Genomic DNA, 21,699 nt, shown 5'->3' on the forward strand with positions numbered 1-21,699 from the left:
AGGAATTACGGAACTATCCCGGCGCGCAACCGCGGCACCCGCGCCGATTTCATGCCGGAGGACCAACGCTATCCGGAATTCGGCCAATGCGTGCACTGCCTGGTGATGGCGCCGGGCGGGGCGGACCGGCTGTACCAGCAGAACCATTGCGGCATGTATCGCAGCGACGATGGCGGTCGGCGCTGGGACAGCATCGAGGCCGGGCTGCCCTCCAGCTTCGGCTTCCCGGCGGCGGCCCATCCGCGCGACGCCGACACGCTGTTCCTGCTGCCGCTGAACGGCGACAGCAAGGGGCGATACGTGCCGGACGCCAAGGCCGCGGTCTGGCGCACCCGTGACGGCGGGGCGACATGGCAGGATCTGCGCCGCGGGCTGCCGCAGAAGGACGCCTATTTCGGCGTGCTGCGCCAGGCCATGGCGACCGACCGGCTGGACCCGGCCGGGGTGTATTTCGGCACTTCGGGCGGCGCCCTGTTCGCCAGCGCCGACGAGGGCGAAAGCTGGGATTGCGTCGCCCAGCATTTGCCCTCGATCTCGTCGGTCGAGACTCTGGTGGTCGACCGCTGAGCCATGGCCGAGGCGCGGACAAAGCCGGCGGAGGCCGTGCTGGTGCGGCTGCCGACGGCGCTGACCATCCTGTTCCCTGGCGCGCCGCCGCGGGTGGAACTGCGGGCCGCCACGGTGGCCGAGGCGATCGACGGGCTGAACGCACGCTGGCCGGGCATGGGCGACCGCATCCGCGACACCCGCCCGGCCATCCGGCGCCACATCAACATCTTCGTCGACGGCCGCAAAGCCACGCTGACGACGCCGCTGGCGCCGGGGACGGAAATGTTCGTCCTGACCGCGATCAGCGGCGGCTGAGCGCCGCGGCGCCGGCCGGGCCGCGCTGCGCCAGGCCGAGCAGCAGGAGGCAGAGCGCCGAGGCGATGAGGCCGGCGCCGGCCGCGGCCGGCCAGCCGAGATGGCTCGCCGCGGCGGCCAGCAGCGGCGGCCCCAGCAGCGACCCGGAAGCGCCGCCCTGGGCCAGCAGTCCGTTGGCGGTGGCCATGTCGCCGCCAGGCCCGACCGCATCCGGCAGCCGGGCGAAGACCACGGCCGGCACGGCGCCGGAGATCGCGTTGAGCAGCATCGCCGCCGCGGCCGGCCACAGCCAGGATCCCGCCGCCGGCGTGAACACGGCGAACAGCAGCAGCGCCGGCACGGCGACGCAGATCGCGGTGAAGCCGCCGAGCGGCCGGTCGCGGCGCATCCACCAGGCGGCGGCCAGCCCGCCCAGCACCGAGGCGAAGGCGGCGGCGCCGGTGATCAGCCCGGCGGTCGAAGCCGGCAGGTCGTGCTGGCCGGTGAAATAGGCCGGCATCACCGCCAGCAGCCCGACCTCGAAGGTGGTGTAGCAGGCGAAGCCGACCGCCATCAGCCAAGCGCCGAGCGGGGCGCGGGCGGGGCGGGCGCTGCCGCTCGCGGCCCGACGCGGCGCGGCCTCCGGCGGCGTCGGCAGGCGCCAGGACGGCAACAGCAGCAGGGCGGTCAGCGCGGCGCTGCCCAGCAGCACCCAGCGCCAGGGTACGATCTCCACGCCCAGCCCGGCCAGGATGCTGCCGGTGGCGAAGCCAACCGGGAAGAAGGTGCTCCATAGCGCCAGGGCGCTCGAGCGCTGCGCCGGGGAGGCCGTGGCGATGGTCAGGGTCGGGGCGGCGACCGCGACGGCGAGATAGGCCGCGGCCTCGACGATGCGCCACAGGAACATGCCGATCACGGCCGATGTGGCGGCCATGCCGGCGGCGGCGACGGCCAGCAGCAGCAGCCCGGCCAAGAGGGCGCGGCGGGCGCCGAAGCGGCTGATCACGACGCCGGCGAAGAGGCCGAGCGCGGCGCCGCCGATCTCCAGCAGCGACACCAGCAGCGCGGCGGTGGTGAGGTCGAGGCCGAGGTCGCGCTGCATCGGCGGCAGCAGTGCCGACAGCTTGCCGAGCTGCGCCGCCGCGGCGACGCCGGCGGCGTAGATCACCAGGATGGCGGCCCAGGATCCGCGGGACGACATGATCACTCCGTGTTCAGGGACGGCGCGATCCTAGCGAAGGGGCAGGGAGGGGCGGCTGAATAAGATATTCAGGCTCAGGACAGCGTCTCGGCCAGGCGCACGAAGGCGCCGTCGGACAGCTGCAGCCGGGTCCAGCGCATGCGGCCCTCGCGGATCGGGACGATCGGCGAGCCGTTGGCGCTGGTCGCGATCTCGACCATGGGCGGGTCGGGCTCGAACCAGCCATCCTCGGTCAGGGACGCCTCGGCGGCCTGGATCTCCGGCGTGGCGAAGCGCCAGAGCGAGACGCCCAGCAGCTCCGGCGTGCGGAAGTCCCAATCGCGGCTGCGCCCGCGCGAGGCGGCCAGCAGCCGGTGCGTCAGGTCGCAGACCAGATGCACGCTGCCGGGAGACTGGGTGACCAGCCGGGCCAAAGCGTGGTCCGCGGCGCTGTCCAGCCGGGCGGCCATCAGCCGGCGCAGCCGCGCCTGCTCTTCGGCATCGGGGACCAGCGTGCCGGCCTCCCAGCGCGACACCATCGCCTGCGACACCTGCAGCAGCTCGGCGGCATGGGCCTGCTTGACCCGCCGAAGCGCGCGCCACAGCCGCAGCGACCGGCCGAGGCCGTCGGCGGCGCAGATGCTGTATCCCGGGGCGGTCATGATGGCGCAAAGATGGGCCTGGCGGCGGAGAGAGTCCAGGGCCAGGTACAGGCGGCACAGCAGGATACGATGCCTCTCCCGACGCCCGAGCCAACGAAGTCCCCCTCCCCCTGGCCCCCTCCCGCGAGGGGAGGGGGGACTCATTTTGCTCTCGACCGATGTCGTTAGCTCTCCCAGTCCGAGTTCAGGATCACCTCGGTGAAATCGACCCGCTGGTAGGTCGGGTCCATCCGGGCCAGCACGTCGGCCTTCACATTGCCGAAGGTGGTCTGCGGCTTGCGGATGGTGCCGTGGGCGAAGGCCTCGATGATGCCGTGCTTGAAATCGACGCCGCGCGGATGGGCCTGCACCACCTGGCGGCGCTGCTCCTGGGTGAAGTCGTGGAAGGCCAGGCCCAGCACGTCCATCTCCACCCCGGCGGTCACCAGCGCCACCACCGGGTGCTTGTGCTCCGGAATGCCCGGCGTGGTGTGCAGCGCGATCGAATCCCAGACCAGGTCGATGTCGCTGTCGGCGATGCCGTGCCGCTTCAGGAAGTCCCGCGCGGCATTGGCGCCATCGACCTCGAAGCGCAGGTCGGGGCTGGCATAGGCTTCGGTCAGCCCCATGTCGTGGAACATCGCACCCGCGTAGAGCAGCTCTGGATCGAATGTGAGCCCCTTGCGCTGCCCGGTCAGGGCGCCGAACAGGTAGACCCGGGTCGAATGGTGGAACAGCAGGTCGCTCTCGGTGTCGCGCACCAGCTCGGTGATCTCCCGGGCCATGGCGCTGTCGGGGATGCGGATGCCGGCGATGGACATGGTCGTGAACCTTCCTCAATTTCGATGCCCCTGATGTGAGCCTCCGGCACCGTCCGCCTCAACGCGGCCGGGGCGCCGCTTCCGGACAAGCGCACGCGCAAATCGGACATTGCGGCCGGGCGGCGGCCGTGGGATCGGTCGGCTGGTGCAGAGAGGGGCAGGCGGATGCCGGTGCGGACGGTCGCGATCGCCATCTTTCCGGGGGTGCAGGCGCTGGACGTCGCCGGGCCGGTGGACGTCTTCGCCGAGGCCAACGGCTTCATCGCCAGCGCCGACCGCTACGAGACGCTGCTGGTCGCCGCCGACACCGCGCCTTTGCGCGCGTCCAACGGCATGCAGATGGTCGCCGATCGCAGCTTCGCCGAGGCCGTCGAGCCGTTCTCGATGGTGCTGGTCGCCGGCGGCCCCAGCCTGCCCACGGCGCCGGCCGATCCCGGGCTGTCGGAGTGGCTGAGGGCGGCCGCGGGGCGGGCGGAGCTGCACGGGTCGATCTGCACCGGCGCTTTCGCCTTCGGCCATGCCGGGCTGCTGGACGGCCATCGCGTCACCACGCACTGGCAGAACGCGCCCCGCCTGGCCGAGCTGTTTCCGAAGGCGCAGGTCGAGCTCGACCGGATTTATCTGCGAGACGGCGCGCTGGTGACATCGGCCGGCGTCACCGCCGGCATCGACCTGGCCCTGGCCCTGGTGGCGGAGCATCACGGCGCCCGGGTGTCGCTGGCGGTGGCCAAGCGGCTGGTCGTGGTGGCGCAGCGCCAGGGCGGGCAGTCGCAGTTCAGCCCGTTCCTGACGGCGCCGGCCGACCCGGAGTCGCCGATCGCCAAGGTCCAGGCCCATGTCATGCAGCATATCGGGGCGACCTTCACGGTCGAGGATCTGGGCAGGGTGGCGGGGATGAGCGGCCGCAACCTGGCCCGCTTGTTCGTGCAGGAGGCCGGGGTGACGCCGCATGAATTCGTCAAGCGCGCCCGGGTCGACGCCGCGCGCAACCTGCTAGAGGGCAGCGACCGTGCCCTCAAGGCCGTGGCCTATGATTGCGGCTTCGGCAGCTCCGACCGGATGCGCATCGTCTTCCTGAAGCGCCTCGGCGTCACGCCCGCCCAGTATCGCGCCAGCTTCCGGGTGCAGGGAGAGGGCCGGGCGGGAGCGGATGCGAGAGGGCTATCCCGCGGCTGACCCCGCATGGCGCGCGGCCTGCGCGATCGTCTTCTGCCTGTCGAACTCCGCCCGGCGCCGCCGGATCTCCTCGGCCGAGAGGCGTTCGATGTTGCAGTAGTCGAGCTTCCAATCCGGATCGGAGCTCCAGACCAGCGGGGATTGGACGGTGGTGCGCGGCACGGGGGCCCGTTCCAGCAGCGTCAGGGCCAGATCGAGCGTGAGGAGCTGCGATTCCCGGTCCCGCGGCCTCCCGGCGGCGTTGCCCAGCGGAAAATCCGAGAACAGGAAGCGCGGCACGCCCACATGCTCGACGATATCCTTGGCGCACCCCATCACGACCGTGGAGATGCCGTTCTCCTCCAGCATCCGGGCGGCCAGGCTGACGCTTTGGTGGCAGACCGGGCAGTTCGGAACCAGGATGGCTGCGTCGACAGCGTCCGCCCGGCAACGGGCGACGATCTCCGGGCAGTCGACCTCGAGCGTCACGCGGTGGCTGCGATTGGTGGGCAGGCCGTAGAAGCGGGGCGCGATGGAACCGATCCGGCCCGACGCTTCCATCCGGCGCAGCGCCGCCAGCGGAAAATAGGTCGCGGGGTCCTCGGCCGTCGTGTGCTGGCGATCGATGGCGACATGGGAGATCCGCAGATCGGGATCCTCCGCCGTGCTGCCGGAATAGACCGAGTAGAACTTGCACGCCGCATTGTAGGCTGCCCCGGGGCCCTGATCACCCTTGCCGGGCTGATACGGCGCGGCGGTGGTGACGATGGCCACCCGGCACGCCGACAGCGGCTTGCCCAGGGGGCGGAACGGCACGCCTGCATAATGCGCCCATTCATAGGGCGCGCCGTAGCCCAGGGCCTGATAATAGGTCCGAATCCTCTGCAGATAGGGAATCGGCGCATCCTCGGCGGGCGCAAATCCGAATGGTCGTTCTTCGGCCATCGAGGGCGCTCCCATTCCTGTGCCGTGCCGGCACATGATCGGCTCAGTCTACGATCCGGCCGAGCCATCCTCCATCCCCTCATGGCCGAACTCGCGCCCGGCCCAACGCTCGGCCAGGAAGTCGGCGAACAGGCGAATCTTCGGCGACAGCAGGCGGCTGGGCAGGAACAGGGCCTGCACCGGCGCCGAGGGCCGCTCATAGTCGGTCAGCACCGGTGTCAGCCGGCCGGCGGCGACCAGGTCTGCGATCTGCCAGGACGGGGCCCGGACCAGCCCGGCGCCGGCCAGCGCCGCGGCGATCGTGGCGTCCAGGTCGTTGGTGCGGATCCGGGCCGAGACCGGAATCGTCATCCGCCCCGACGCGGCCTGGAACCGCCAGGACACCGGGCCGGGGGCCGTGGTGAAGACCAGGCAGTCATGTCCGGCCAGGTCCGCAGGCACTGCCGGCTCGCCCCGGCGGGCGAGGTAGCCGGGTGCGGCGCAGACCCGCATGCGGATGCTGCCGAGCCGGCGGAGGATCAGGCTCGAATCCGGCAGCCGGCCGATGCGGATGGCGAGGCCGACGCCGTCCTCGATCAGGTCGATTGGGCGGTCGGTCAGGGTCAGGTCGATGGCGAGGCCGGGGTGGCGGGCCAGGAACTCCGGCAGCAGCGGCGCCAGCTTCAGCCGGCCGATCAGCATCGGCGCTGCGATGTGCAGCCGGCCGGCCGGCGCGCACTGATGCGCGGTCAGTGCCTGCTCGGCCTCCTCGACCTCGCCGAGGATGCGGCGGGCCTGCTCGTGATACAGCCGCCCGGCCTCGGTCAGGGCCAAGCGCCGCGTGGTGCGGATCACCAGCCGCGTGCCCAGGCGCTCCTCCAGCGCCGCGAGCTGACGGCTGACCGAGGTCAGCGACAGTCCAAGCCGCCGCGCCGCGGCCGACAGGCTGCCGGCCTCGGCCACCTTGACGAAGACGGCCATCGCCTCGAAGCGATCCATGGGCATCCTTGCGGTTTTCGGAAGGATGAAATCCAGGCAAGCAGGATACTCCCGAATCTCGCTCTGGCATACCGTCTACACGATGCAGCGATGGAGGGTCCGATGCTCATCCTGTCCCGCCTTCTCGATCCGGCCGCCAGCGAAGCGGCCGCTTTGCGCCGGCAGGCAGAAGACGATCGATTCTCCCTGGCCTGCATCGGCGGCGTGTCCGCGACGGGGCTGGCTCTCGGTCTGGTCGCGGTGTTCGGTCCTGCGGGCTCCGATGTCGCTGTCGCGACAGGGCTGGCCGCGGTGCTCGGCGGCGCCGGGACGGTCGGCTTCGGCTTCGCCCTGGCGGTGATGCTGTGGCGATGAATTGCCCTCGGCGCAATCCGGCGGTTGAGCGGGGCTGGCCGGGGCGGCCATGGTCGCGCTGATGCCGACCGATCCCGTCCTCCTCGCCGTGCTGTTCGGCACCATCTTCATCATCGCCTTCACCAAGGGCGGCTTCGGCGGCGGCTTCGCCATCATCGGCATTCCGGCGCTGTCCTTCGTCATGCCGGCGGTGGACGCGGCCGCGGTGATAGCGCCGCTGGTGCTGCTGATGGACGTGTTCACCGTCTGGGCTTTCCCGCCGCGGACCTGGAGCCGGCCCAACCTGCGGGTCCTGCTGCTGCCACTGCTGTGCGGCATCGGGCTGGGCGGGCTGACCTTCGCCGTGGTCGACCCGGCCTGGGTGACGCTGCTGATCGCGCTGGTCACCCTGATCTTCGCCCTGCGCTGGTTCGCCCGCCGCCGTATGGAGCAGCCGCGGGCTGCGCCGTCAGGCCGGCGGGCGGCGATGTGGGGCACGCTGACCGGCTACACCACCTTCGTCGCCCATTCCGGCGGCCCGCCGTTGGCGATCTACCTGCTGCCGCAGCGGCTGGACAAGACCGTGTTCGCCGGCACCTCGGCGATCGTGTTCATGCTGTGCAACATCGCCAAGCAGGTGCCCTATCTCTATCTCGGCGTGCTGGAGCCGCGGAACCTCGCCGCGATCGCCGTGGCGGCGCCGGTGGTGCCGCTCGGGGTCTGGATCGGCCGCCGCTTCCACGACCGGATCGATGAGGCGCGGCTGTATCTCTGGTGCCACCTGCTGCTGGTGGCGATCGGGCTGAAGCTGCTGGCGGACGGCGTTCGAGGCGTGCTCTGACACCGTCGCCGGGCTGCGCCGCGAACACGGATCGTGTAAAGCTGCGGCAAATCGGAATACCCCGGCCGCGTGCCGCAGGATGACGGATGGACGAATCCAAGCTCAACGCCCTTGCCGAATGGACCATCGAGGCCGGGCTGATCGGCCTGCTGGAGACCGAGCTACTGGCCGGTTTCTGCGCCCGCGCCGTGTTTGCCGGCCTGCCGATCGCCAGCGGCCTGCTGGTGATCGACACGCTGCACCCGGTCTATGAGGGCAATGCCGTGCGCTGGCGCCGCGACGAGCCGGAGGCCAGCTTCACCGGCTATGGGCGCACCACGCCGGGCCTCAACGAGGACAGATGGCGCGCCAGCCCCTTCTTCCACCTGATCGACACCGGCGAGGACTGGCTTCGCCGTCGGGTGACGCCGGAAAGCTGCGCCGAGTTTCCCGCGGTGGCCACGGCGGCGGAGGAGGGGATGACCGACTATGTCGGCGTCCTCAACCGCTTCGAGCCCGAAGGCGCGATCGCCGACTGGGACGGGCTGTTCTCGGCCTGGACCACGGACCAGCCCGGCGGCTTCAGCGACCAGGAGATCGCCGGGCTGCTCAGGGTCCTGCCCGGCCTGGCGATGGCGATGAAGTCCATCACCCTGGCGCGGATGGCCTCGACGCTGCTGGAAACCTATCTGGGCCGCGACGCCTGCAACTCCGTCTGGTCCGGCCGGATCGCCCGTGGCGTGGCCGACCGCATTGACGCGGTGCTGTGGTTCAGCGACCTGCGCGGCTACACCCGGATCACCGACAATGCCCCGCCGGAACAGATCATCCCGCTGCTGAACGACTATGCCGACGCCGTGATCTCGGCGGTGCAGGAGGCGGGCGGCGACGTGCTCAAGCTGATCGGCGACGGCGTGCTGGCGATCTTCCGGCCGGAGGATGGCGACGCGGAGGGCCGCGCGCGGGCCTGCCGCGCGGCGCTGGATGCCGTGCGCAAGGCCCGGGCGACGATTGCGCTTCTGAACCCGCAGCGCGAGGCTGCCGGGCAGCCGGTGACCGAGATGTATGCCGGGCTGCATATCGGCGAGGTGTTCTTCGGCAATATCGGCAGCGCCCACCGGCTTGACTTCACCGTGGTCGGCCCGGCGGTGAACGAGACCAGCCGCATCGCCGAGATGTGCCGGTCGGCGGACCAGACGGTGCTGGTCTCCTCCGCCTTCGCCGCGGCGGCGGGCGGGGCCGAGGCCGGGCTGGTCTGCGTCGGCCGCTACGCCCTGCGCGGCGTGCGCCTGCCGCAGGAGCTGTTCACGCTCGAGCCGGACCGGGCCTAGAGCCGCCAGACCCTCAAGCCCCGCATCCGGTCGCCATGGATCAGCACCGCCGACAGGCAGCCGGTGGCGAAGGCGCCGGTGTCGACATCGATGCGGTGCGGATGGTCGAGGTCCAGCCGGTCGACCGGGGTGTGGCCGTGGATCACCGCGACCCCCTCCGGAAAGGGGCCCGGCCAGTCCAGGAACGGCTCGCGGATCCACAGCAGGGTGTGGCGATCCTGCCGCGCCAGCGGCACCTGCGGGTCGATGCCGGCATGGACGAAGACCAGGTCGCCGATGCGGTGGGTGACCGGGCAGCCGCGCAGCCAGCCCAGCAGCTCCGGCCCGATCGCCGCACGCACCCGGCCGCGCCAGTCGGGGTCGAACTCGGTGACGCCGCATTCCTCCAGCACCCGGTCGCCGCCATAGGTCAGCCAGAACTGCAGGGTGTTGTGGTCGGCGGCGCCGTCCAGCAACGCCAGCATCCGGTCGTCATGGTTGCCGAACAGGGTGACGGTCTCCGCCCCCGCGACGCCCTGCCGCGCCAGGGCCAAAGCGCGCAGATTCTCCGGCCCGCGGTCGACCAGGTCGCCGAGATGGATCAGCGTGCGCTCGGTGCCGGCGGGCAGGGCGGCGAACTCATCCGCCACCAGCCGGTGCATCGCCTCCAGCAGGTCGGCCTGGCCGTGCACGTCGCCGATCGCCGCCACCGCGCGGCCGGCCGGCAGCGGCCGGATCGCCGGGCGCCACGGGTCGCGGCGCGGATCGAGATGGCGCGGCAGGCGGTCGAAATCCTCGAGCTTCATCGGGCGGGGTCGCGTGTCGATCGGATCATGCTCCCATCATAACAACGCCTGGCCGGGGTTGCAGGATCGAGTTCATCGCTTAGGTAAGTCGTGCGGATGGCCGCTATCGCACCACCCGGAGGGTGGGAGGCCCCGCCACGCGTCGCGGCATGCGGCCCGGCGTGACCCCGATCGACAGGCCGCCCAGGAGGCGGCTCCATCGACAGGAGCAATGCGATGAAGCTCAACACCGCGCTGGTGGACCGGACGGTGACCCGGTTCGGGGCCCAGGCCCTGCCCGAGAACCACCCGGCCATGTCCCAGCTCAACACCATGTTCGGGGAGCACACCTTCCTGCTTGACGGCGAGGGCCTCTACATCCTCGAAGCGGTGGAGATCCCGCCGGCCGGCGCCCCGGCGGGGCAGGTGGTCAAGCTGGCCAGCTGGGCGGATGCCGAGCGCACGACGCTGGCGCCGCACGAGCCCGAGCCGACCGATGTCGTGATCGAGCTCGGCCCGATCGACCCGGACAAGGATATCATCTGAGGTTGCGGGGCGGCCGGACCCGGATCCGGCCGCCCGCTTCCCGGCTGCCCATCGGCGCGAATCGGTTAGGATCGTGGTCCCATGGCCGGAGCCCGGCCGCATCCACGGGAAGGAATCGCTCCGATGACTCTCCGCCCCCGACTCATCCGCGCCTCGGTCCCGGCGCTGGCCGTGCTGATTGCCGCCGCGGCGCCGGCCTATGCCGGCCCCGATCACGCCGGCTGGGACTACGCCAAGCTCGACCGCAAGCTGCGCCAGGGCGAGAAGCCAGGCGTGATAATCGACCTGGCGAAATGCCTCGACCCGTCCGGCGCCGGCGGCCCGCCGGTGGTGGCGGTGCCGACCTTCACCACCTACAACCTGACGGCGCAATTCATCGCCACCTCCGAGACCCACGCCTTCGAGGCGGCGAACGGCGCCATGTCGCTGGAATACATCCGGCTGCGAATCTTCCCGGACAACAGCGCCGAGCTGGCCCTGAAGCACCTGAACCCGGCGACCTATGAGACGGTCGGGCCAGTCACGACGCTGCGCTGCCGGCTGACCGACGGCTCCCTGACCCTGCGCGACGGCGGCTGACGCACGGCGCATCGGCGGCGCGGCTGTGGCAGGATCGGTCCCGCAGATTCGAGGAGGGACCGATGACCGGGATCGACCACGCCGCCCGCACCGCCGAGCTGGAGGCCGAGGAGGTGCGGCTGGCCTTCGATCGCTTCGACTTCGCCGAGGCTTGGGCGATCGGCCGCGAGCTCGTCGAGACCGCGCCGGCGCCGGTCGCCATCCGCATCCAGGTCGGCGACCGGCTGCTGTTCGCCGCCGCGCTCGACGGCACCTCGGCCGACAACCAGGTCTGGCTGGACCTGAAGTTCGCCGCCGTCCGCCAGTTCGGCCGCAGCACCCTATGGCTGCACCACCGGCTGAAGGCGCGCGGCCGGACCCTGGCCGAGAGCCCGTCGGTCCGCACGCCGATGATCGACCATGGCGGCGGCTTCCCGATCCGCATCGGTGCCCAGGTGGTCGGTGTCATCGGCGTCTCCGGCCTGCCGCATGAGGACGACCACCGGCTGATCACCAGCGCGATCGAGGCGTACAAGGCGGGGCAGGGGCAGGGTGGCCGCGGCTGAGGCTCAGACCAGCTTCATCCCGCCATCGACATGCAGCTCGGCGCCGTTGACGAAGCTGCTGTCGTCCGAGGCGAGGAACAGCGCGGCGGCGGCCAGCTCCTCGGCCGTGCCCATCCGGCCGGCGGGGATCATCCGGGACATCGTGTCCAGGAAGCCCGGCACGTCCGCCTCGGCGACGCCGAGCTTGCCCAGGATGGCGGTCTCGGTCGGGCCCGGGCTCAGCACATTGACCCGGATCCTGCGCGTCTTCAGCTCCAGCGCCCAACTGCGGGCGAAGGCCGCCACCGCCGCCTTCGACCCGGCATAGACGGCGTGGTTGTCCAGCACCTTGGTCGCGGCGAGCGAGCTGGTGACGACGATGCTGCCGCCGTCGCGCATCACCGGGGCGATGGCCTGGACGCCGAAGAACACCCCGCGGGCGTTGACGGCGAAATGCGCATCGTACTCGGCCGGGGTCACCGTCGCCGACGGGGCGATGGTGATCACCGCCGCGTTGGCGACATAGACGTCGAGCCCGCCGAAGCGGCGCTCGACCTCTTCGGCTACCATCCGGTGATGGTCGAGATCCGCGACGTCGCCGCGGAGGCCGACGGCGCCGTGGCCGATCTCCGCCACCGCCTGGTCGAGCACGCCCTGCCGACGACCCGTGATCACGACCCGCGCGCCTTCCTGCGCGAACAGGCGGGCCGCCGCCTTGCCGATGCCGCTGTTGCCGCCGGTGATGACGGCGACCTTTCCTTCGAGCTTCCGCATCCGTTTTCTCCGCTGGATTGCGGAATGCATGTACTCATCGCCGGGGCGCCGCGTTAGACCGGAGCCAGGCACAGGATCTGTGCCCGGAGGTCACGATGCCCCATCTGCTCACCGAGGCGCCCGGCCTGGTCGCCTTCGTCCGCGCCGTCGAGGCTGGGTCCTTCAGCGCCGCCGCGCGCGACCTGGGCACGACGCCGTCGGCCGTATCGAAGAGCGTCGCGCGGCTGGAGCGGCATCTCGGCGCCCGGCTGTTCCGGCGGTCGACCCGGGTGCTGGCGCTGACGCCGGAGGGGCTGGCCTTCTTCGACCGGATCGCGCCCCTGCTGCAGGAGATCGAGCAGTCGGCGGATGCGGTGCAGCAGACGGCCGATGCGCGCGGCCGGCTGCGGATCAGCCTGCCCGGCGAGATCGCCCGGCTGCTGATGGACGCCCTCCTGACGCGGTTCCTGGCGCTCCATCCCGCGTTGGACCTCGAGATCGGCATCACCGACCGGCCGGTCGACCTGATCCGGGAGGATTACGACGTGGTCTTCCGCGTCGGTGCCGTGGCGGAAGGCGATCTGACGGTCAGGACCCTGGCACAGCTGGAGATGGTGCTGGTCGCATCCCCGGCCTTCCTGGACCGCTGGGGTACGCCCGGCGGCGTCGACGACCTGCGGGCGCTGCCCTTCGCGCGATACGTCGTCGGGCGCCGGGTGCCGGAGATCCGCTTCGCCGACGGCACCACCGTCGCGACGCGCGGCCGGGTCGGCTTCGATTCCGGCTTCGGCCTGTGCGCGGCGGCCAGGCTGGGTCTGGGCGTCGCGTATGTGACGCGCTGCATCGTCGAGGAGGATCTGCGCCGCGGCGATCTCGTCGCCGTGCTGCCCGGCAAGCCCCTGCCGCCGATGCCGTTCCAGGCCCTGCACGCCTTCGGCCAGCGTGCGCCGGCCCGGATCCGGATCCTGTCGGACTTCATCGCCGCGGAGATCGGCCGCATCACCGGCGGCCGGGGCTGAGGCCGGTCAGGCCAGGAGCCCGCCGAACACGATCTGCTTGAAGGCGAGGAGAGGGGCGTCGCTCTTCTCCACCCGCATCCGCAGCAGCGCGCCCTCCCAGCTGTTCATGACGAAGCCAGCCAGCAAAGGGGCGGGGAAGCGCCGCGCCGCCGAGCCGTCGGCCTGGGCCTCGGCGATGCAGGCCTCGATCAGGCCGGTCCAGGCCGCGAACTGCACGGCCAGGCGGTCACGGATCACGGCGCTGTGGTCGGCGGCCTCGGCGCTGAAATTGCCCATCAGGCAGCCGCGGACATGGCCGGCTGTCCGGAACGCCGCGATGCGGTCGTCGAAATAGGCCTCCAGCCGCGCCAGCGGCGGCCGGGCGGGATCGGTGAGGACATCACGCAGCTTCGCCAGCCCACGCTCGGAATAGGCGTCGATCACCTCCGCGCCGAACGCCTCCTTGCTGGCGAAGTGATTGTAGAAGGAGCCCTTGGGGACGCCGGCCGTCTCGACCACCGCCTGGATCCCGGTCGCGGCATAGCCCTCCGCATGCATCAGGCCGAGGCCCGCCTGCACCAGGGTGCCGCGCGTGCCGGGCTTCGGCTTCGGGCCCCGCCGGGCTGATGGACGAAATGCCATCCAAAGGCTCCTTGATCAATTCAAGACGACCGGTCATATCTAATTTATCGGCTCCCGTGAATTGACCGTCAAGGAGAGGGATCATGACCACCGGACCGGCCCTGCGCTGGGATGTGCTGACGATCAAGCGGCCCGGCCTCAGCCGCGACCTGCCGCCCGGCCAGGAGGCGTTGGCCTGGGTGGCGAACTCCTCGGTGCTGATCCAGGGCGAGCGCGACGCCGTCCTGGTCGACACCTTCCTGACTGCCGCCCAGTCGCAAACGCTGCTGGACTGGGTCGTCGCCAGCGGCAAGCGCCTCACGGCGATCTATGTCACCCATGCCCATGGCGACCACTTCTTCGGCCTCGCGCCGCTGCTGGAGCGGTTCCCAGAGGCCCGGGCGGTGGCGACGCCGGCGGTGGTTCGGGCGATGCAGGCGCATCTGGCGCCGGCCAGCGTCGACGGCTTCTGGCGTCGCCTCTTCCCCGGCGAGATCCTCGACCGCCTGCCGGCCGCCGAGCCGCTGCAGGGCGACGCGCTGGAGCTGGAGGGGCACCGGCTCGTGGTGATCGATGCGGGCAGCACCGATACGGAGGTCTCGACCTGCCTCCATGTCCCCTCGGTCGGGCTGCTGGTCGGCGGCGACGCGGTCTACAACGGCATCCACCCCTATCTCGGCGAGACCAGCGCGCAAAGCCGGTTGGAGTGGATCGCCACGCTGGACCGGCTGGAGGCGCTGGGCGCCGGCACGGTGATCGCCGCGCACAAGGTGCCGGGGGCCGAGGATCATCCCCGCGTGATCGGCGAGACGCGGCAGTATCTCCGCGACTTCAACCGGCTGGAGAAGTCGACCGTGACGGCGCGGGAGCTCTACGACGCCATGCTCGCCCTCCATCCCGGCCGGGCCAATCCGGGCTCGCTCTGGGGCGCGGCCAAGGCCGCCAAGCCGCAGGCCTAGAAGGACCGATCATGCAGAACAGACTTCTGGCGGCCGCCGTTGCCCTGGCGGCGGCATCGATTGCGGACACGGCCATCGCAGCCGGGCCCCAGAATCCGCTCGACGCGCAGGCGCTGGCTGCGGTCGGCGCGCGCTTCGGGCAGCTGATGGCGGCCGCGAACCGGCACGACCTCGCGGCCTTGAGCGGGATGTACTGGCATTCGCCTTCCGCCCTGCTGGTTGCCAAGAGCGCCGATCCGTCCGAGGGCAACTGGGCGGGCTATTGGGGCAACGAGGCGATCGAGCGGAAGCTGCACGACATCGCCGCCTCCGGCCCGGTGGTGCTGCAGCCGGACTTGGCGAAGCTCAAAGTCGTCGGGCTGACCGGCGACGTCGCCGAATCCTACGACCCGGTGACGATCACCGTCTCCTATGCCGGTCAGGACGGCACGCCCAAGCCGTTCCTGGTCATCGTCGACTGGATCCGGGAGGGCGCGGACTGGAAGATCGCGTCGGAGATCCTGCTGCCGGTGCCGCCGGCGCCGAAATCCTAGCCGTTCCGCTCCCGCCACAGCGCCGCCGCTCGGTCCAGGTGGCGGGCATGGGCGGCGTCGCCGCTGTCGCCGGCGATCACCGCCAGCGCCACCGCGGTGGTGCCGACCACCGTCGCCTCCGCCGCCGGGTCCTCGGCGGCGCCGGTCCAGACCGCGCGGAAATGCTCCAGGTCGCGGCGCTCCAGCCGCTCGCCGCGGCCTTCGCCCAGGATCGGCGGCACCGTCTCGTCCAGCGCCTCGCCGCCGACCAGCCGCTGGAGTGACAGCGCCTTCAAGGGCGTGCGCTCGGCCTCGCCGCCGGCGCCCTTGACCACGCAAAGGTCGCTCTGGCCCAGGAGGCGCGCCGTGTCGCGATGCAGGTCCTGATAGGCCGGGTGGAACACGCCGACGAAGCTGGCCCTGGCCTCGAACGGGTTCAAGAGCCGCGCCGCGGAGTTGACCGGGCTGCGCAGGCCCAGCACCGGCCGCAGCTCCATCAGCTCGGTCAGGGTGCGGCTGACCGCGCGCAGCGGCAGATAGGCGAAGCGGGTCTCATCCAGGGTCCGGGCCGCCTCGGCCGGGGTCTCGGGCACCGGCAGGCCCAGCGCCCGCACCGCATCCTCGGTCTCGATGCCCTCGGTGACGCGGACATTGATGCCGTGCATCAGCACCGGATGGCCGGCGCGGGCGGCGAGCAGGGCCGACAGCAGGAACCAGGGCGCGCCGCGGGTCTTGCCGGCGGCGTAGGACGGCCAGTCGAGCGCCGGCCGGACGGCGGGGGCGGCGCCGACCACGGCGCGGCCGGCGCGGATCATGCCGGCCAGCTCCGCCGCCGTCTCGCCGCGATACCGCTCCAGCAGCAGGAAGGCGCCGACCTGCATCGGGTCGGCCTCGCCGGCCAGGATGATGCCGAAGGCGTCCTGCGCCTCGGCCTCGGTCAGCGGCCGCGACCGGCCGGGGCCGCGGCCGATCGCGGCGAGATGCGCCGCCATGCGTTGGCGCGGCGGCGAGTCCGCGGTGGCGGTCACGGTTTCGACGTCGCTGGCCATGCCGGTGCTCTCTCGAAGATCTGACGGTGAATGGTTAGCGCCGGGAGGCGGGCCCGTCGAGCGCGCCCTGCGTCCCGGCCGCTGCCGTCATTGTATGGCCGGCGGCCTTGTAGGAAGATCGACCCGAAAGCCGTCAACCGCAGCGGATCGGGGGCAGGAATGGCGCTGAAGGCGATAGCGGGCCGATGACGCAGACGATCGGGACGTTTGACACCGTCATCGTCGGCGCCGGCTCCGCCGGCTGCGTGCTGGCCAACCGCCTGTCGGCCGACCCCAGATCCTCGGTGCTGCTGCTGGAAGCCGGGGGCAAGTCGGGCACCATCTGGGTTCATATTCCGGTCGGCTACCTCTACACCCATGGCGATCCGCGCCTCGACTGGTGCTTCAAGACCGAGCACGAGGCCGGGCTGGGGGGCCGGGCGATCAACTATCCGCGCGGCAAGGTGCTGGGCGGCTGCTCCGCCATTAACGGCATGATCTACATGCGCGGCCAGGCCCGCGACTACGACCAGTGGCGGCAGCTCGGCAATGCCGGCTGGGGTTGGGACGACGTGCTGCCCCATTTCATCCGGTCCGAGGACCACTGGCAGGGCCGCTCGGCCTTCCACGGCGCCGGCGGCGAATGGCGGGTCGAGCCGCAGCGCCTGTCCTGGAAGATCCTCGACGCTTTCCGCCAGGCCGCCGCCGAGACCGGCATCCCGCCGACCGACGACTTCAACACCGGCGACAATGAGGGCTGCGGCTATTTCCAGGTGAACCAGCGCCGCGGCATCCGCTGGACCGCGGCCAAGGGCTTCCTCAAGCCGGCGCTGAAACGGCCGAATCTCAGCGTCGAGACCCATGCCCAGGTGCTGAAGCTGCATCTCGAGGGCAAGCGCGTGACCGGCGTGGTGTTCCGGCGGCCGGACGGCACCGAGGCCTATGCCGCGGCGGGTGAGGTGGTGCTGGCGGCCGGCGCCGTCGGCTCCCCCGCCATCCTGCAGCATTCCGGCATCGGCCCGGCCGACCTGCTGGCGGCGCATGACGTGCAGCCGCTGCACGACCTGCCGGGCGTGGGCGAGAACCTGCAGGACCATCTGCAGCTGCGCCTGGTCTACAGGGTCAAGGGCGTGCCGACCTTGAACGAGCGGGCGAACAGCGTGCTCGGCCGGATCGGCATGGGCGTGGAATACGCGCTGTTTCGCAGCGGCCCGCTCAGCATGGCGCCCAGCCAGCTCGGCGCCTTTGCCCGCAGCGACCCGGCGCAGGAGACGGCCAATCTCGAATACCATGTCCAGCCGCTCAGCCTCGACCGGTTCGGCGAGCCGCTGCACCGCTATCCGGCCTTCACCGCCTCGGTCTGCAACCTGCGGCCGCACAGCCGCGGCTCGGTCCGCATCAAGAGCCCTGACCCGACCGCGGCGCCGGCGATCCGGCCGAATTACCTGGCCGAGGAGGCCGACCGCCGCGTCGCGGTCGACGCCATCCGGCTGACCCGGCGGATCGCCACGGCGCCGGCCCTGGCCCGCTACGAACCGGAGGAGCTGCGGCCCGGCCCGGCGCTGCAGGACGAGGCCGATCTGGCGCGGGCGGCGGGGGATATCGCCACCACCATCTTCCACCCGGTCGGCACCTGCAAGATGGGCCAGGACCCGTTGGCGGTGGTCGATGAGCGGCTGCGGGTGCGCGGCCTCTCCGGCCTGCGCATCGCCGATGCCTCGATCATGCCGACCATCACCTCGGGCAACACCAACTCGCCCACCATCATGATCGCCGAGAAGGCCGCGGCGATGATCCTGGAGGATCGAAGGTCGACCCAGCCGTAGCCTGCGTCCCCGCGAGGAGGTTTCATGGAGTTCCAGGATCGTCATGTCGTGGTCACCGGCGGCACCGGCGCGCTCGGCGCGGCGGTGGTCGGGCTGCTGCTGGAGGCTGGCGCCACCTGCCATGTCCCGGTCCGCGACGTGAAGGATTCGCGCCGCTTCGCCCATCGCGGCCATGACCGGGTGGTGCTGTCGCCGGTGCCGGACCTGGCCGACGAGGCGGCGGTGACCGCATTCTATGCCGCGCTGCCGGGGCTCTGGGCGTCGATCCACGTCGCCGGCGGCTTTGCCATGGCACCGGTCGCCGACACCGACAAGGCGATGCTGCAGGGGCAACTCGACACCAACCTGATCAGCGCCTTCCTGTGCTGCCGCAGCGCGGTGCAGGCGATCGGCCGCGGCGGCGCCGGCGGCCGCATCGTCAATGTCGCCGCCCGGCCGGCGCTGGAATGGCGCCTGGGCGCCGGCATGATCGCCTACACCGCCTCGAAGGCGGCGCTGGCCGCCCTGACCGTGGCCCTGGCGCAGGAGGTGGCGGGGCAGGGGATCCTGGTCAACGCCGTGGCACCCTCGACCATGGACACGTCGGCCAATCGCGCCGCCATGCCCAAGGCCGACCCCACCGCCTGGCCGAAGGTGGAGGAGGTGGCGGCCACGATCTTGCATCTAGCCTCCCCGACCAACCAGGTCGCCCGCGGTGCCATCGTGCCGGTGTACGGCAAGGCGTGACCACGCCGGTCCTGCCTGGACCTCGACCGCGCGACCGCCGGTCCCAATCTTCCCCATCGGCCCGCCTTGCCGGATTTGTCCGATCAGTCTAGCGTTCCGCGACGCAAAAAATGATCAGACGGGGATGGCTGAATGTGGCGGGAGATCGCGCCGGATCGGCGGGACGAGATTCGCGTGGATGGCCACAAGGTGGTGGCCTACAGCTTCGGCTCGGGGCCGGAGACGGTGCTGTGCCTCAATGGCGGGCCGGGGCTGCCCTGTGATTATCTGCGAGACGCGCATTCCTGCCTGATCGACCGCGGCTACCGCGTCGTCGCCTTCGACCAGCTCGGCACCGGCGCCTCCGACCGGCCGACCGACCCCGCGCTCTGGACCATCACCCGCTATGTCGCGGAGGTGGAGACGGTGCGCCAGGCGCTCGGCCTCGGCCGGGTGCATCTGCTGGGCCATTCCTGGGGCGGCTGGCTCAGCGTCGAATACGCGCTGACCCATCCCGAGGCGCTGAAGACCGTGATCCTGGAGGACACGGCCGCCGACATCCCGCATCTGATCGGGGAGCTGGAGCGGCTGCGTTCGGCGCTTGGCCCCGAGACGGTGGCGATGATGCAGCGGCACGAGGCCGAGGGCACGCTCGACCACCCAGTCTATCAGGCGGCGATCACCATCCTCAACCACCGCCATGTCTGCCGGCTCGACCACTGGCCGGCGCCGGTCAAGCGCTCGCTGGACGACTGGAACATGGGGCCCTACGGCACCATCCAGGGGCCGAACGAGTTCCTCTACACCGGCAATCTGAAGGACTGGAACCGGCTGCCCGACATGCACCGGATCAAGGTCCCGGTGCTGATCACCTGCGGCGAGCATGACGAACTGACCCCGGCCTGTGCGCTGCGCATGAAGCTGGCGCTGCCGAACGCCCGGCTGCACGTCTTCCCGAACTCCAGCCACATGCCGTTCTACGAGGAGCCGCACGCCTACTACCCGGTGCTGCTCGACTTCCTCGAACAGAACCGGGGCGCCTGATGCCCGCCCGCCGCCCGGGCTGACCGGCGATGCACCGTTTCCGCTTCGTTCTGACCCGCCCGCTGCAGCTGATCCCGGTGCTGTTCGGCATCAGCATCATCACTTTCGTGCTGATCCGCTCGATCCCCGGCGACCCGGTGCGGGTGCTGCTCGGCACCAAGGCGACGCCGGACGCGGTCGCCCGGATCCGCGCCCAGTTCGGGCTGGACGAGCCGCTTTGGACGCAATACGGCCTGTTCCTGCAGAACCTGTCCCATGGCGAGATGGGCCGGTCGATCCTGTACAAGGTCCCGGTGCTTGGCCTGATCGCCGAGCGGATCGAGCCGACGCTGCTGCTGGTGTTCGGCGCCGTGCTACTGTCGCTGCTGATCGCCGTGCCCTTCGCCGCCATCGCCGCGCGCCGCCGCGGCCGGCTGGCCGACCACGCCATCCGCATCGTCTCGACCACCGGCCTCGGCCTGCCGCCGTTCTGGCTGGGGATCATGCTGATCATCCTGTTCAGCGTGACGCTGGGGCTGTTCCCGGTGGCGGGCTACGGCGACGACTGGACCGACCGGCTCCATCACCTCGTGCTGCCCTGGCTGACGATCGCCCTGGCCCTGTCCGCGGTGCTGACCCGGACCCTCCGGGCCGCGATGATCGCCGAGCTGCGCTCCGACCAGGCCACTGCGGCCAGGGCGCGCGGCCTGCCCGAGGGCATGGTGTTCTGGCGCCATGTCGTGCCCAACGCCATCGTCCCGACCATCAACCTGTTGGCCGTCAACATCGGCTGGCTGATCGGCGGCACGGTGATCATCGAGAACGTGTTCTCCATCCCCGGCATGGGCCAGCTGCTGGTGCGCGGCATCTTCACCCGCGACTACATGGTGGTGCAGGGCGTGGCCATGGCCTTCGCCGTCGCCAGCGTCACGGTGAACTTCCTGGCCGACATCCTGACCGTCGCCCTCGACCCGCGGGTGAGGCTGTGAGCGCCGTCGCCGGCACCACCGCGGCCCGGCCGCGGCTCGGGATCAGGCTGCCGCGGGTGCCGGGCGCGCTGTGGTGGGGCGCCGGCATCGTCGGGGTCTTCCTGCTGGTGGCGCTGCTGGCGCCGGTGCTGGCCCCCTACGACCCGATCCAGCAGGACACGGCGAACGCGCTGCTGCCGCCCGGGCTGGACCACTGGCTCGGCACCGACAATTTCGGCCGCGACGTGCTGTCCCGGCTGATCTGGGGCACCCGCTTCGATCTGATGATGGGCGTGTTCGGCGTGCTGATCCCCTTCATCCTCGGCACGGCGGTGGGCTGCATCTCCGGCTATTTCGGCGGCTGGGTCGATATCGTGGTGATGCGGGTGGTCGACATCGTCATCGCCTTTCCCTTCCTGGTGCTGATGCTGGCGATCATCGCCATCCTCGGCCCCGGCCTCGGCAGCTTCTTCATCGCCATGGCCCTGGTCGGCTGGGTCTCCTACGCCCGGCTGGTCCGCGCCCAGGTGCTGGTGCTGAAGGCCAGCGACTTCGTCACCGCCGCGCGCAGCCTGGGCTACGGCCACCTGCGGATCATGGCCCGGCACATCCTGCCGAACGCGATGGTCAGCTCGATCGTGTTCTCGATGTCCGACGTGGTGCTGACCATGCTGCTCGGCGCCTCGATCAGCTATCTCGGCCTCGGCGTCCAGCCGCCGACGGCGGAGTGGGGCATCATGGTGGCGGAAAGCCAGAACTTCATCATCCGCGCCTGGTGGATCGCCGCCTTCCCGGGCGTGGCGTTGGCGGTGATCGCGCTCGGCTTCAGCCTGCTCGGCGACGGCC

Annotated in this window: 25 protein-coding genes and 1 pseudogene; 17 read left to right on the forward strand and 9 right to left on the reverse strand. The window is 71.1% G+C overall.

Features of this window, described 5'->3' with window-relative positions; all coding sequences use genetic code 11:
• Together ABDW35_RS10070 and ABDW35_RS10075 are read left to right on the forward strand one after the other, a co-directional pair.
• Positions 1-567 (forward strand): annotated as a pseudogene (locus tag ABDW35_RS10070) (exo-alpha-sialidase); the annotation flags it as partial.
• Between the two features lie 3 nt (positions 568-570).
• Positions 571-864, forward strand: coding sequence for a MoaD/ThiS family protein (locus ABDW35_RS10075; RefSeq protein ID WP_343713728.1), 294 nt, complete (start codon positions 571-573; stop codon positions 862-864).
• On the opposite strand, the gene ABDW35_RS10080 is transcribed toward ABDW35_RS10075, so the two are convergent.
• The 3 genes from ABDW35_RS10080 to ABDW35_RS10090 form a co-directional block, all read right to left on the reverse strand.
• The gene (locus ABDW35_RS10080; RefSeq protein WP_343713729.1) at positions 851-2,044 is read right to left on the reverse strand and encodes an MFS transporter; all 1,194 of its coding nucleotides are present in this window, start codon (positions 2,042-2,044) and stop codon (positions 851-853) included. The genes ABDW35_RS10075 and ABDW35_RS10080 overlap by 14 nt on opposite strands.
• Positions 2,045-2,118: 74 nt before the next feature.
• Positions 2,119-2,685, reverse strand: a complete 567-nt coding sequence (locus tag ABDW35_RS10085) for a helix-turn-helix transcriptional regulator (RefSeq protein ID WP_343713730.1) — start codon at positions 2,683-2,685, stop codon at positions 2,119-2,121.
• 164 nt (positions 2,686-2,849) lie between these two features.
• Positions 2,850-3,485, reverse strand: coding sequence for an HD domain-containing protein (locus tag ABDW35_RS10090; RefSeq protein WP_343713731.1), 636 nt, complete (start codon positions 3,483-3,485; stop codon positions 2,850-2,852).
• Positions 3,486-3,650: 165 nt separating this feature from the next.
• On the opposite strand from ABDW35_RS10090, the gene ABDW35_RS10095 reads away from it, so the two are divergent.
• Positions 3,651-4,661 (forward strand): GlxA family transcriptional regulator, encoded by a 1,011-nt coding sequence (locus ABDW35_RS10095; protein ID WP_343713732.1) that lies wholly within the window; start codon positions 3,651-3,653, stop codon positions 4,659-4,661.
• On the opposite strand, the gene ABDW35_RS10100 is transcribed toward ABDW35_RS10095, so the two are convergent.
• On the reverse strand, positions 4,647-5,585 hold the full coding sequence (locus ABDW35_RS10100; protein ID WP_343713733.1) for a glycine/sarcosine/betaine reductase selenoprotein B family protein: 939 nt from the start codon (positions 5,583-5,585) through the stop codon (positions 4,647-4,649). The two genes, ABDW35_RS10095 and ABDW35_RS10100, sit on opposite strands and share 15 nt — an antisense overlap.
• A gap of 48 nt (positions 5,586-5,633) precedes the next feature.
• Positions 5,634-6,563, reverse strand: coding sequence for a LysR family transcriptional regulator (locus tag ABDW35_RS10105; RefSeq protein ID WP_343713734.1), 930 nt, complete (start codon positions 6,561-6,563; stop codon positions 5,634-5,636).
• Positions 6,564-6,665: 102 nt separating this feature from the next.
• Between ABDW35_RS10105 and ABDW35_RS10110 the strand changes: the two genes are divergently transcribed.
• From ABDW35_RS10110 to ABDW35_RS10120, 3 genes are all read left to right on the forward strand, one after another.
• Positions 6,666-6,917: a hypothetical protein gene (locus ABDW35_RS10110; RefSeq protein ID WP_343713735.1), complete on the forward strand. Its 252-nt coding sequence runs from the start codon at positions 6,666-6,668 to the stop codon at positions 6,915-6,917.
• Between the two features lie 61 nt (positions 6,918-6,978).
• Positions 6,979-7,737 (forward strand): sulfite exporter TauE/SafE family protein, encoded by a 759-nt coding sequence (locus ABDW35_RS10115; protein ID WP_343713736.1) that lies wholly within the window; start codon positions 6,979-6,981, stop codon positions 7,735-7,737.
• Positions 7,738-7,823: 86 nt separating this feature from the next.
• Complete coding sequence (locus tag ABDW35_RS10120; protein WP_343713737.1) at positions 7,824-9,047, forward strand: adenylate/guanylate cyclase domain-containing protein; 1,224 nt, start codon at positions 7,824-7,826, stop codon at positions 9,045-9,047.
• Here ABDW35_RS10120 and ABDW35_RS10125 read toward each other — a convergent pair.
• Entirely contained in the window at positions 9,044-9,832 is a 789-nt protein-coding gene (locus tag ABDW35_RS10125) for a metallophosphoesterase (protein ID WP_343713738.1), read from the reverse strand. The two genes, ABDW35_RS10120 and ABDW35_RS10125, sit on opposite strands and share 4 nt — an antisense overlap.
• Before the next feature lie 216 nt (positions 9,833-10,048).
• Here ABDW35_RS10125 and ABDW35_RS10130 point away from each other — a divergent pair, with 216 nt between their 5' ends.
• The 3 genes from ABDW35_RS10130 to ABDW35_RS10140 all read left to right on the forward strand — a co-directional run bounded on the left by ABDW35_RS10130 (position 10,049) and on the right by ABDW35_RS10140 (position 11,481).
• Positions 10,049-10,357 (forward strand): hypothetical protein, encoded by a 309-nt coding sequence (locus ABDW35_RS10130; RefSeq protein WP_343713739.1) that lies wholly within the window; start codon positions 10,049-10,051, stop codon positions 10,355-10,357.
• Positions 10,358-10,480: 123 nt separating this feature from the next.
• Positions 10,481-10,936, forward strand: coding sequence for a VirK family protein (locus tag ABDW35_RS10135; protein WP_343713740.1), 456 nt, complete (start codon positions 10,481-10,483; stop codon positions 10,934-10,936).
• A 62-nt stretch (positions 10,937-10,998) separates the two neighbouring features.
• The gene (locus ABDW35_RS10140) at positions 10,999-11,481 is read left to right on the forward strand and encodes a heme-binding protein (RefSeq protein WP_343713741.1); all 483 of its coding nucleotides are present in this window, start codon (positions 10,999-11,001) and stop codon (positions 11,479-11,481) included.
• 3 nt (positions 11,482-11,484) lie between these two features.
• On the opposite strand, the gene ABDW35_RS10145 is transcribed toward ABDW35_RS10140, so the two are convergent.
• Positions 11,485-12,234 (reverse strand): SDR family oxidoreductase, encoded by a 750-nt coding sequence (locus ABDW35_RS10145; protein WP_343713742.1) that lies wholly within the window; start codon positions 12,232-12,234, stop codon positions 11,485-11,487.
• A 95-nt stretch (positions 12,235-12,329) separates the two neighbouring features.
• Here ABDW35_RS10145 and ABDW35_RS10150 point away from each other — a divergent pair, with 95 nt between their 5' ends.
• Positions 12,330-13,232 carry a LysR family transcriptional regulator gene (locus tag ABDW35_RS10150; protein ID WP_343713743.1) on the forward strand — a complete coding sequence of 301 codons (903 nt, stop codon included), beginning with the start codon at positions 12,330-12,332 and terminating at the stop codon, positions 13,230-13,232.
• A gap of 6 nt (positions 13,233-13,238) precedes the next feature.
• On the opposite strand, the gene ABDW35_RS10155 is transcribed toward ABDW35_RS10150, so the two are convergent.
• Positions 13,239-13,853 carry a TetR family transcriptional regulator C-terminal domain-containing protein gene (locus tag ABDW35_RS10155; RefSeq protein WP_343713744.1) on the reverse strand — a complete coding sequence of 205 codons (615 nt, stop codon included), beginning with the start codon at positions 13,851-13,853 and terminating at the stop codon, positions 13,239-13,241.
• Positions 13,854-13,936: 83 nt separating this feature from the next.
• Here ABDW35_RS10155 and ABDW35_RS10160 point away from each other — a divergent pair, with 83 nt between their 5' ends.
• Both ABDW35_RS10160 and ABDW35_RS10165 read left to right on the forward strand, forming a co-directional pair.
• Positions 13,937-14,791 (forward strand): MBL fold metallo-hydrolase, encoded by an 855-nt coding sequence (locus ABDW35_RS10160; protein ID WP_343713745.1) that lies wholly within the window; start codon positions 13,937-13,939, stop codon positions 14,789-14,791.
• A gap of 11 nt (positions 14,792-14,802) precedes the next feature.
• Complete coding sequence (locus ABDW35_RS10165) at positions 14,803-15,324, forward strand: hypothetical protein (RefSeq protein ID WP_343713746.1); 522 nt, start codon at positions 14,803-14,805, stop codon at positions 15,322-15,324.
• Here the strand turns inward: ABDW35_RS10165 and ABDW35_RS10170 are convergent.
• Entirely contained in the window at positions 15,321-16,352 is a 1,032-nt protein-coding gene (locus ABDW35_RS10170) for a glycosyl transferase family protein (RefSeq protein ID WP_343713747.1), read from the reverse strand. The genes ABDW35_RS10165 and ABDW35_RS10170 overlap by 4 nt on opposite strands.
• 185 nt (positions 16,353-16,537) lie before the next feature.
• On the opposite strand from ABDW35_RS10170, the gene ABDW35_RS10175 reads away from it, so the two are divergent.
• The 5 genes from ABDW35_RS10175 to ABDW35_RS10195 all read left to right on the forward strand — a co-directional run.
• Positions 16,538-18,157, forward strand: a complete 1,620-nt coding sequence (locus ABDW35_RS10175; RefSeq protein ID WP_343713748.1) for a GMC family oxidoreductase N-terminal domain-containing protein — start codon at positions 16,538-16,540, stop codon at positions 18,155-18,157.
• Positions 18,158-18,181: 24 nt separating this feature from the next.
• Positions 18,182-18,883 carry an SDR family NAD(P)-dependent oxidoreductase gene (locus ABDW35_RS10180; protein ID WP_343713749.1) on the forward strand — a complete coding sequence of 234 codons (702 nt, stop codon included), beginning with the start codon at positions 18,182-18,184 and terminating at the stop codon, positions 18,881-18,883.
• A 174-nt stretch (positions 18,884-19,057) separates the two neighbouring features.
• Entirely contained in the window at positions 19,058-19,906 is an 849-nt protein-coding gene (locus ABDW35_RS10185) for a proline iminopeptidase-family hydrolase (protein WP_343713750.1), read from the forward strand.
• Positions 19,907-19,935: 29 nt separating this feature from the next.
• The gene (locus tag ABDW35_RS10190; RefSeq protein WP_343713751.1) at positions 19,936-20,874 is read left to right on the forward strand and encodes an ABC transporter permease; all 939 of its coding nucleotides are present in this window, start codon (positions 19,936-19,938) and stop codon (positions 20,872-20,874) included.
• On the forward strand, positions 20,871-21,699 hold an 829-nt coding region (locus ABDW35_RS10195; RefSeq protein WP_343713752.1), incomplete at its 3' end, for an ABC transporter permease. The genes ABDW35_RS10190 and ABDW35_RS10195, both read left to right, overlap by 4 nt.

Origin of the sequence: Inquilinus sp. (genome assembly GCF_039594555.1) — a bacterium.
GTDB lineage: Bacteria > Pseudomonadota > Alphaproteobacteria > DSM-16000 > Inquilinaceae > Inquilinus.

Excerpts from the sequence above, each read along its gene's own strand:
- ABDW35_RS10145 (WP_343713742.1), bottom strand. The coding sequence starts at position 12,234 with ATGCGGAAGCTCGAAGGAAAGGTCGCCGTCATCACCGGCGGCAACAGC.
- ABDW35_RS10140 (WP_343713741.1), top strand. The coding sequence starts at position 10,999 with ATGACCGGGATCGACCACGCCGCCCGCACCGCCGAGCTGGAGGCCGAG.
- ABDW35_RS10175 (WP_343713748.1), top strand. The coding sequence starts at position 16,538 with ATGACGCAGACGATCGGGACGTTTGACACCGTCATCGTCGGCGCCGGC.
- ABDW35_RS10075 (WP_343713728.1), top strand. The coding sequence starts at position 571 with ATGGCCGAGGCGCGGACAAAGCCGGCGGAGGCCGTGCTGGTGCGGCTG.
- ABDW35_RS10080 (WP_343713729.1), bottom strand. The coding sequence starts at position 2,044 with ATGTCGTCCCGCGGATCCTGGGCCGCCATCCTGGTGATCTACGCCGCC.
- ABDW35_RS10115 (WP_343713736.1), top strand. The coding sequence starts at position 6,979 with ATGCCGACCGATCCCGTCCTCCTCGCCGTGCTGTTCGGCACCATCTTC.
- ABDW35_RS10130 (WP_343713739.1), top strand. The coding sequence starts at position 10,049 with ATGAAGCTCAACACCGCGCTGGTGGACCGGACGGTGACCCGGTTCGGG.
- ABDW35_RS10090 (WP_343713731.1), bottom strand. The coding sequence starts at position 3,485 with ATGTCCATCGCCGGCATCCGCATCCCCGACAGCGCCATGGCCCGGGAG.
- ABDW35_RS10190 (WP_343713751.1), top strand. The coding sequence starts at position 19,936 with ATGCACCGTTTCCGCTTCGTTCTGACCCGCCCGCTGCAGCTGATCCCG.
- ABDW35_RS10085 (WP_343713730.1), bottom strand. The coding sequence starts at position 2,685 with ATGACCGCCCCGGGATACAGCATCTGCGCCGCCGACGGCCTCGGCCGG.
- ABDW35_RS10155 (WP_343713744.1), bottom strand. The coding sequence starts at position 13,853 with ATGGCATTTCGTCCATCAGCCCGGCGGGGCCCGAAGCCGAAGCCCGGC.
- ABDW35_RS10135 (WP_343713740.1), top strand. The coding sequence starts at position 10,481 with ATGACTCTCCGCCCCCGACTCATCCGCGCCTCGGTCCCGGCGCTGGCC.
- ABDW35_RS10110 (WP_343713735.1), top strand. The coding sequence starts at position 6,666 with ATGCTCATCCTGTCCCGCCTTCTCGATCCGGCCGCCAGCGAAGCGGCC.
- ABDW35_RS10160 (WP_343713745.1), top strand. The coding sequence starts at position 13,937 with ATGACCACCGGACCGGCCCTGCGCTGGGATGTGCTGACGATCAAGCGG.
- ABDW35_RS10180 (WP_343713749.1), top strand. The coding sequence starts at position 18,182 with ATGGAGTTCCAGGATCGTCATGTCGTGGTCACCGGCGGCACCGGCGCG.
- ABDW35_RS10170 (WP_343713747.1), bottom strand. The coding sequence starts at position 16,352 with ATGGCCAGCGACGTCGAAACCGTGACCGCCACCGCGGACTCGCCGCCG.
- ABDW35_RS10095 (WP_343713732.1), top strand. The coding sequence starts at position 3,651 with ATGCCGGTGCGGACGGTCGCGATCGCCATCTTTCCGGGGGTGCAGGCG.
- ABDW35_RS10125 (WP_343713738.1), bottom strand. The coding sequence starts at position 9,832 with ATGAAGCTCGAGGATTTCGACCGCCTGCCGCGCCATCTCGATCCGCGC.
- ABDW35_RS10105 (WP_343713734.1), bottom strand. The coding sequence starts at position 6,563 with ATGGATCGCTTCGAGGCGATGGCCGTCTTCGTCAAGGTGGCCGAGGCC.
- ABDW35_RS10165 (WP_343713746.1), top strand. The coding sequence starts at position 14,803 with ATGCAGAACAGACTTCTGGCGGCCGCCGTTGCCCTGGCGGCGGCATCG.
- ABDW35_RS10100 (WP_343713733.1), bottom strand. The coding sequence starts at position 5,585 with ATGGCCGAAGAACGACCATTCGGATTTGCGCCCGCCGAGGATGCGCCG.
- ABDW35_RS10120 (WP_343713737.1), top strand. The coding sequence starts at position 7,824 with ATGGACGAATCCAAGCTCAACGCCCTTGCCGAATGGACCATCGAGGCC.
- ABDW35_RS10150 (WP_343713743.1), top strand. The coding sequence starts at position 12,330 with ATGCCCCATCTGCTCACCGAGGCGCCCGGCCTGGTCGCCTTCGTCCGC.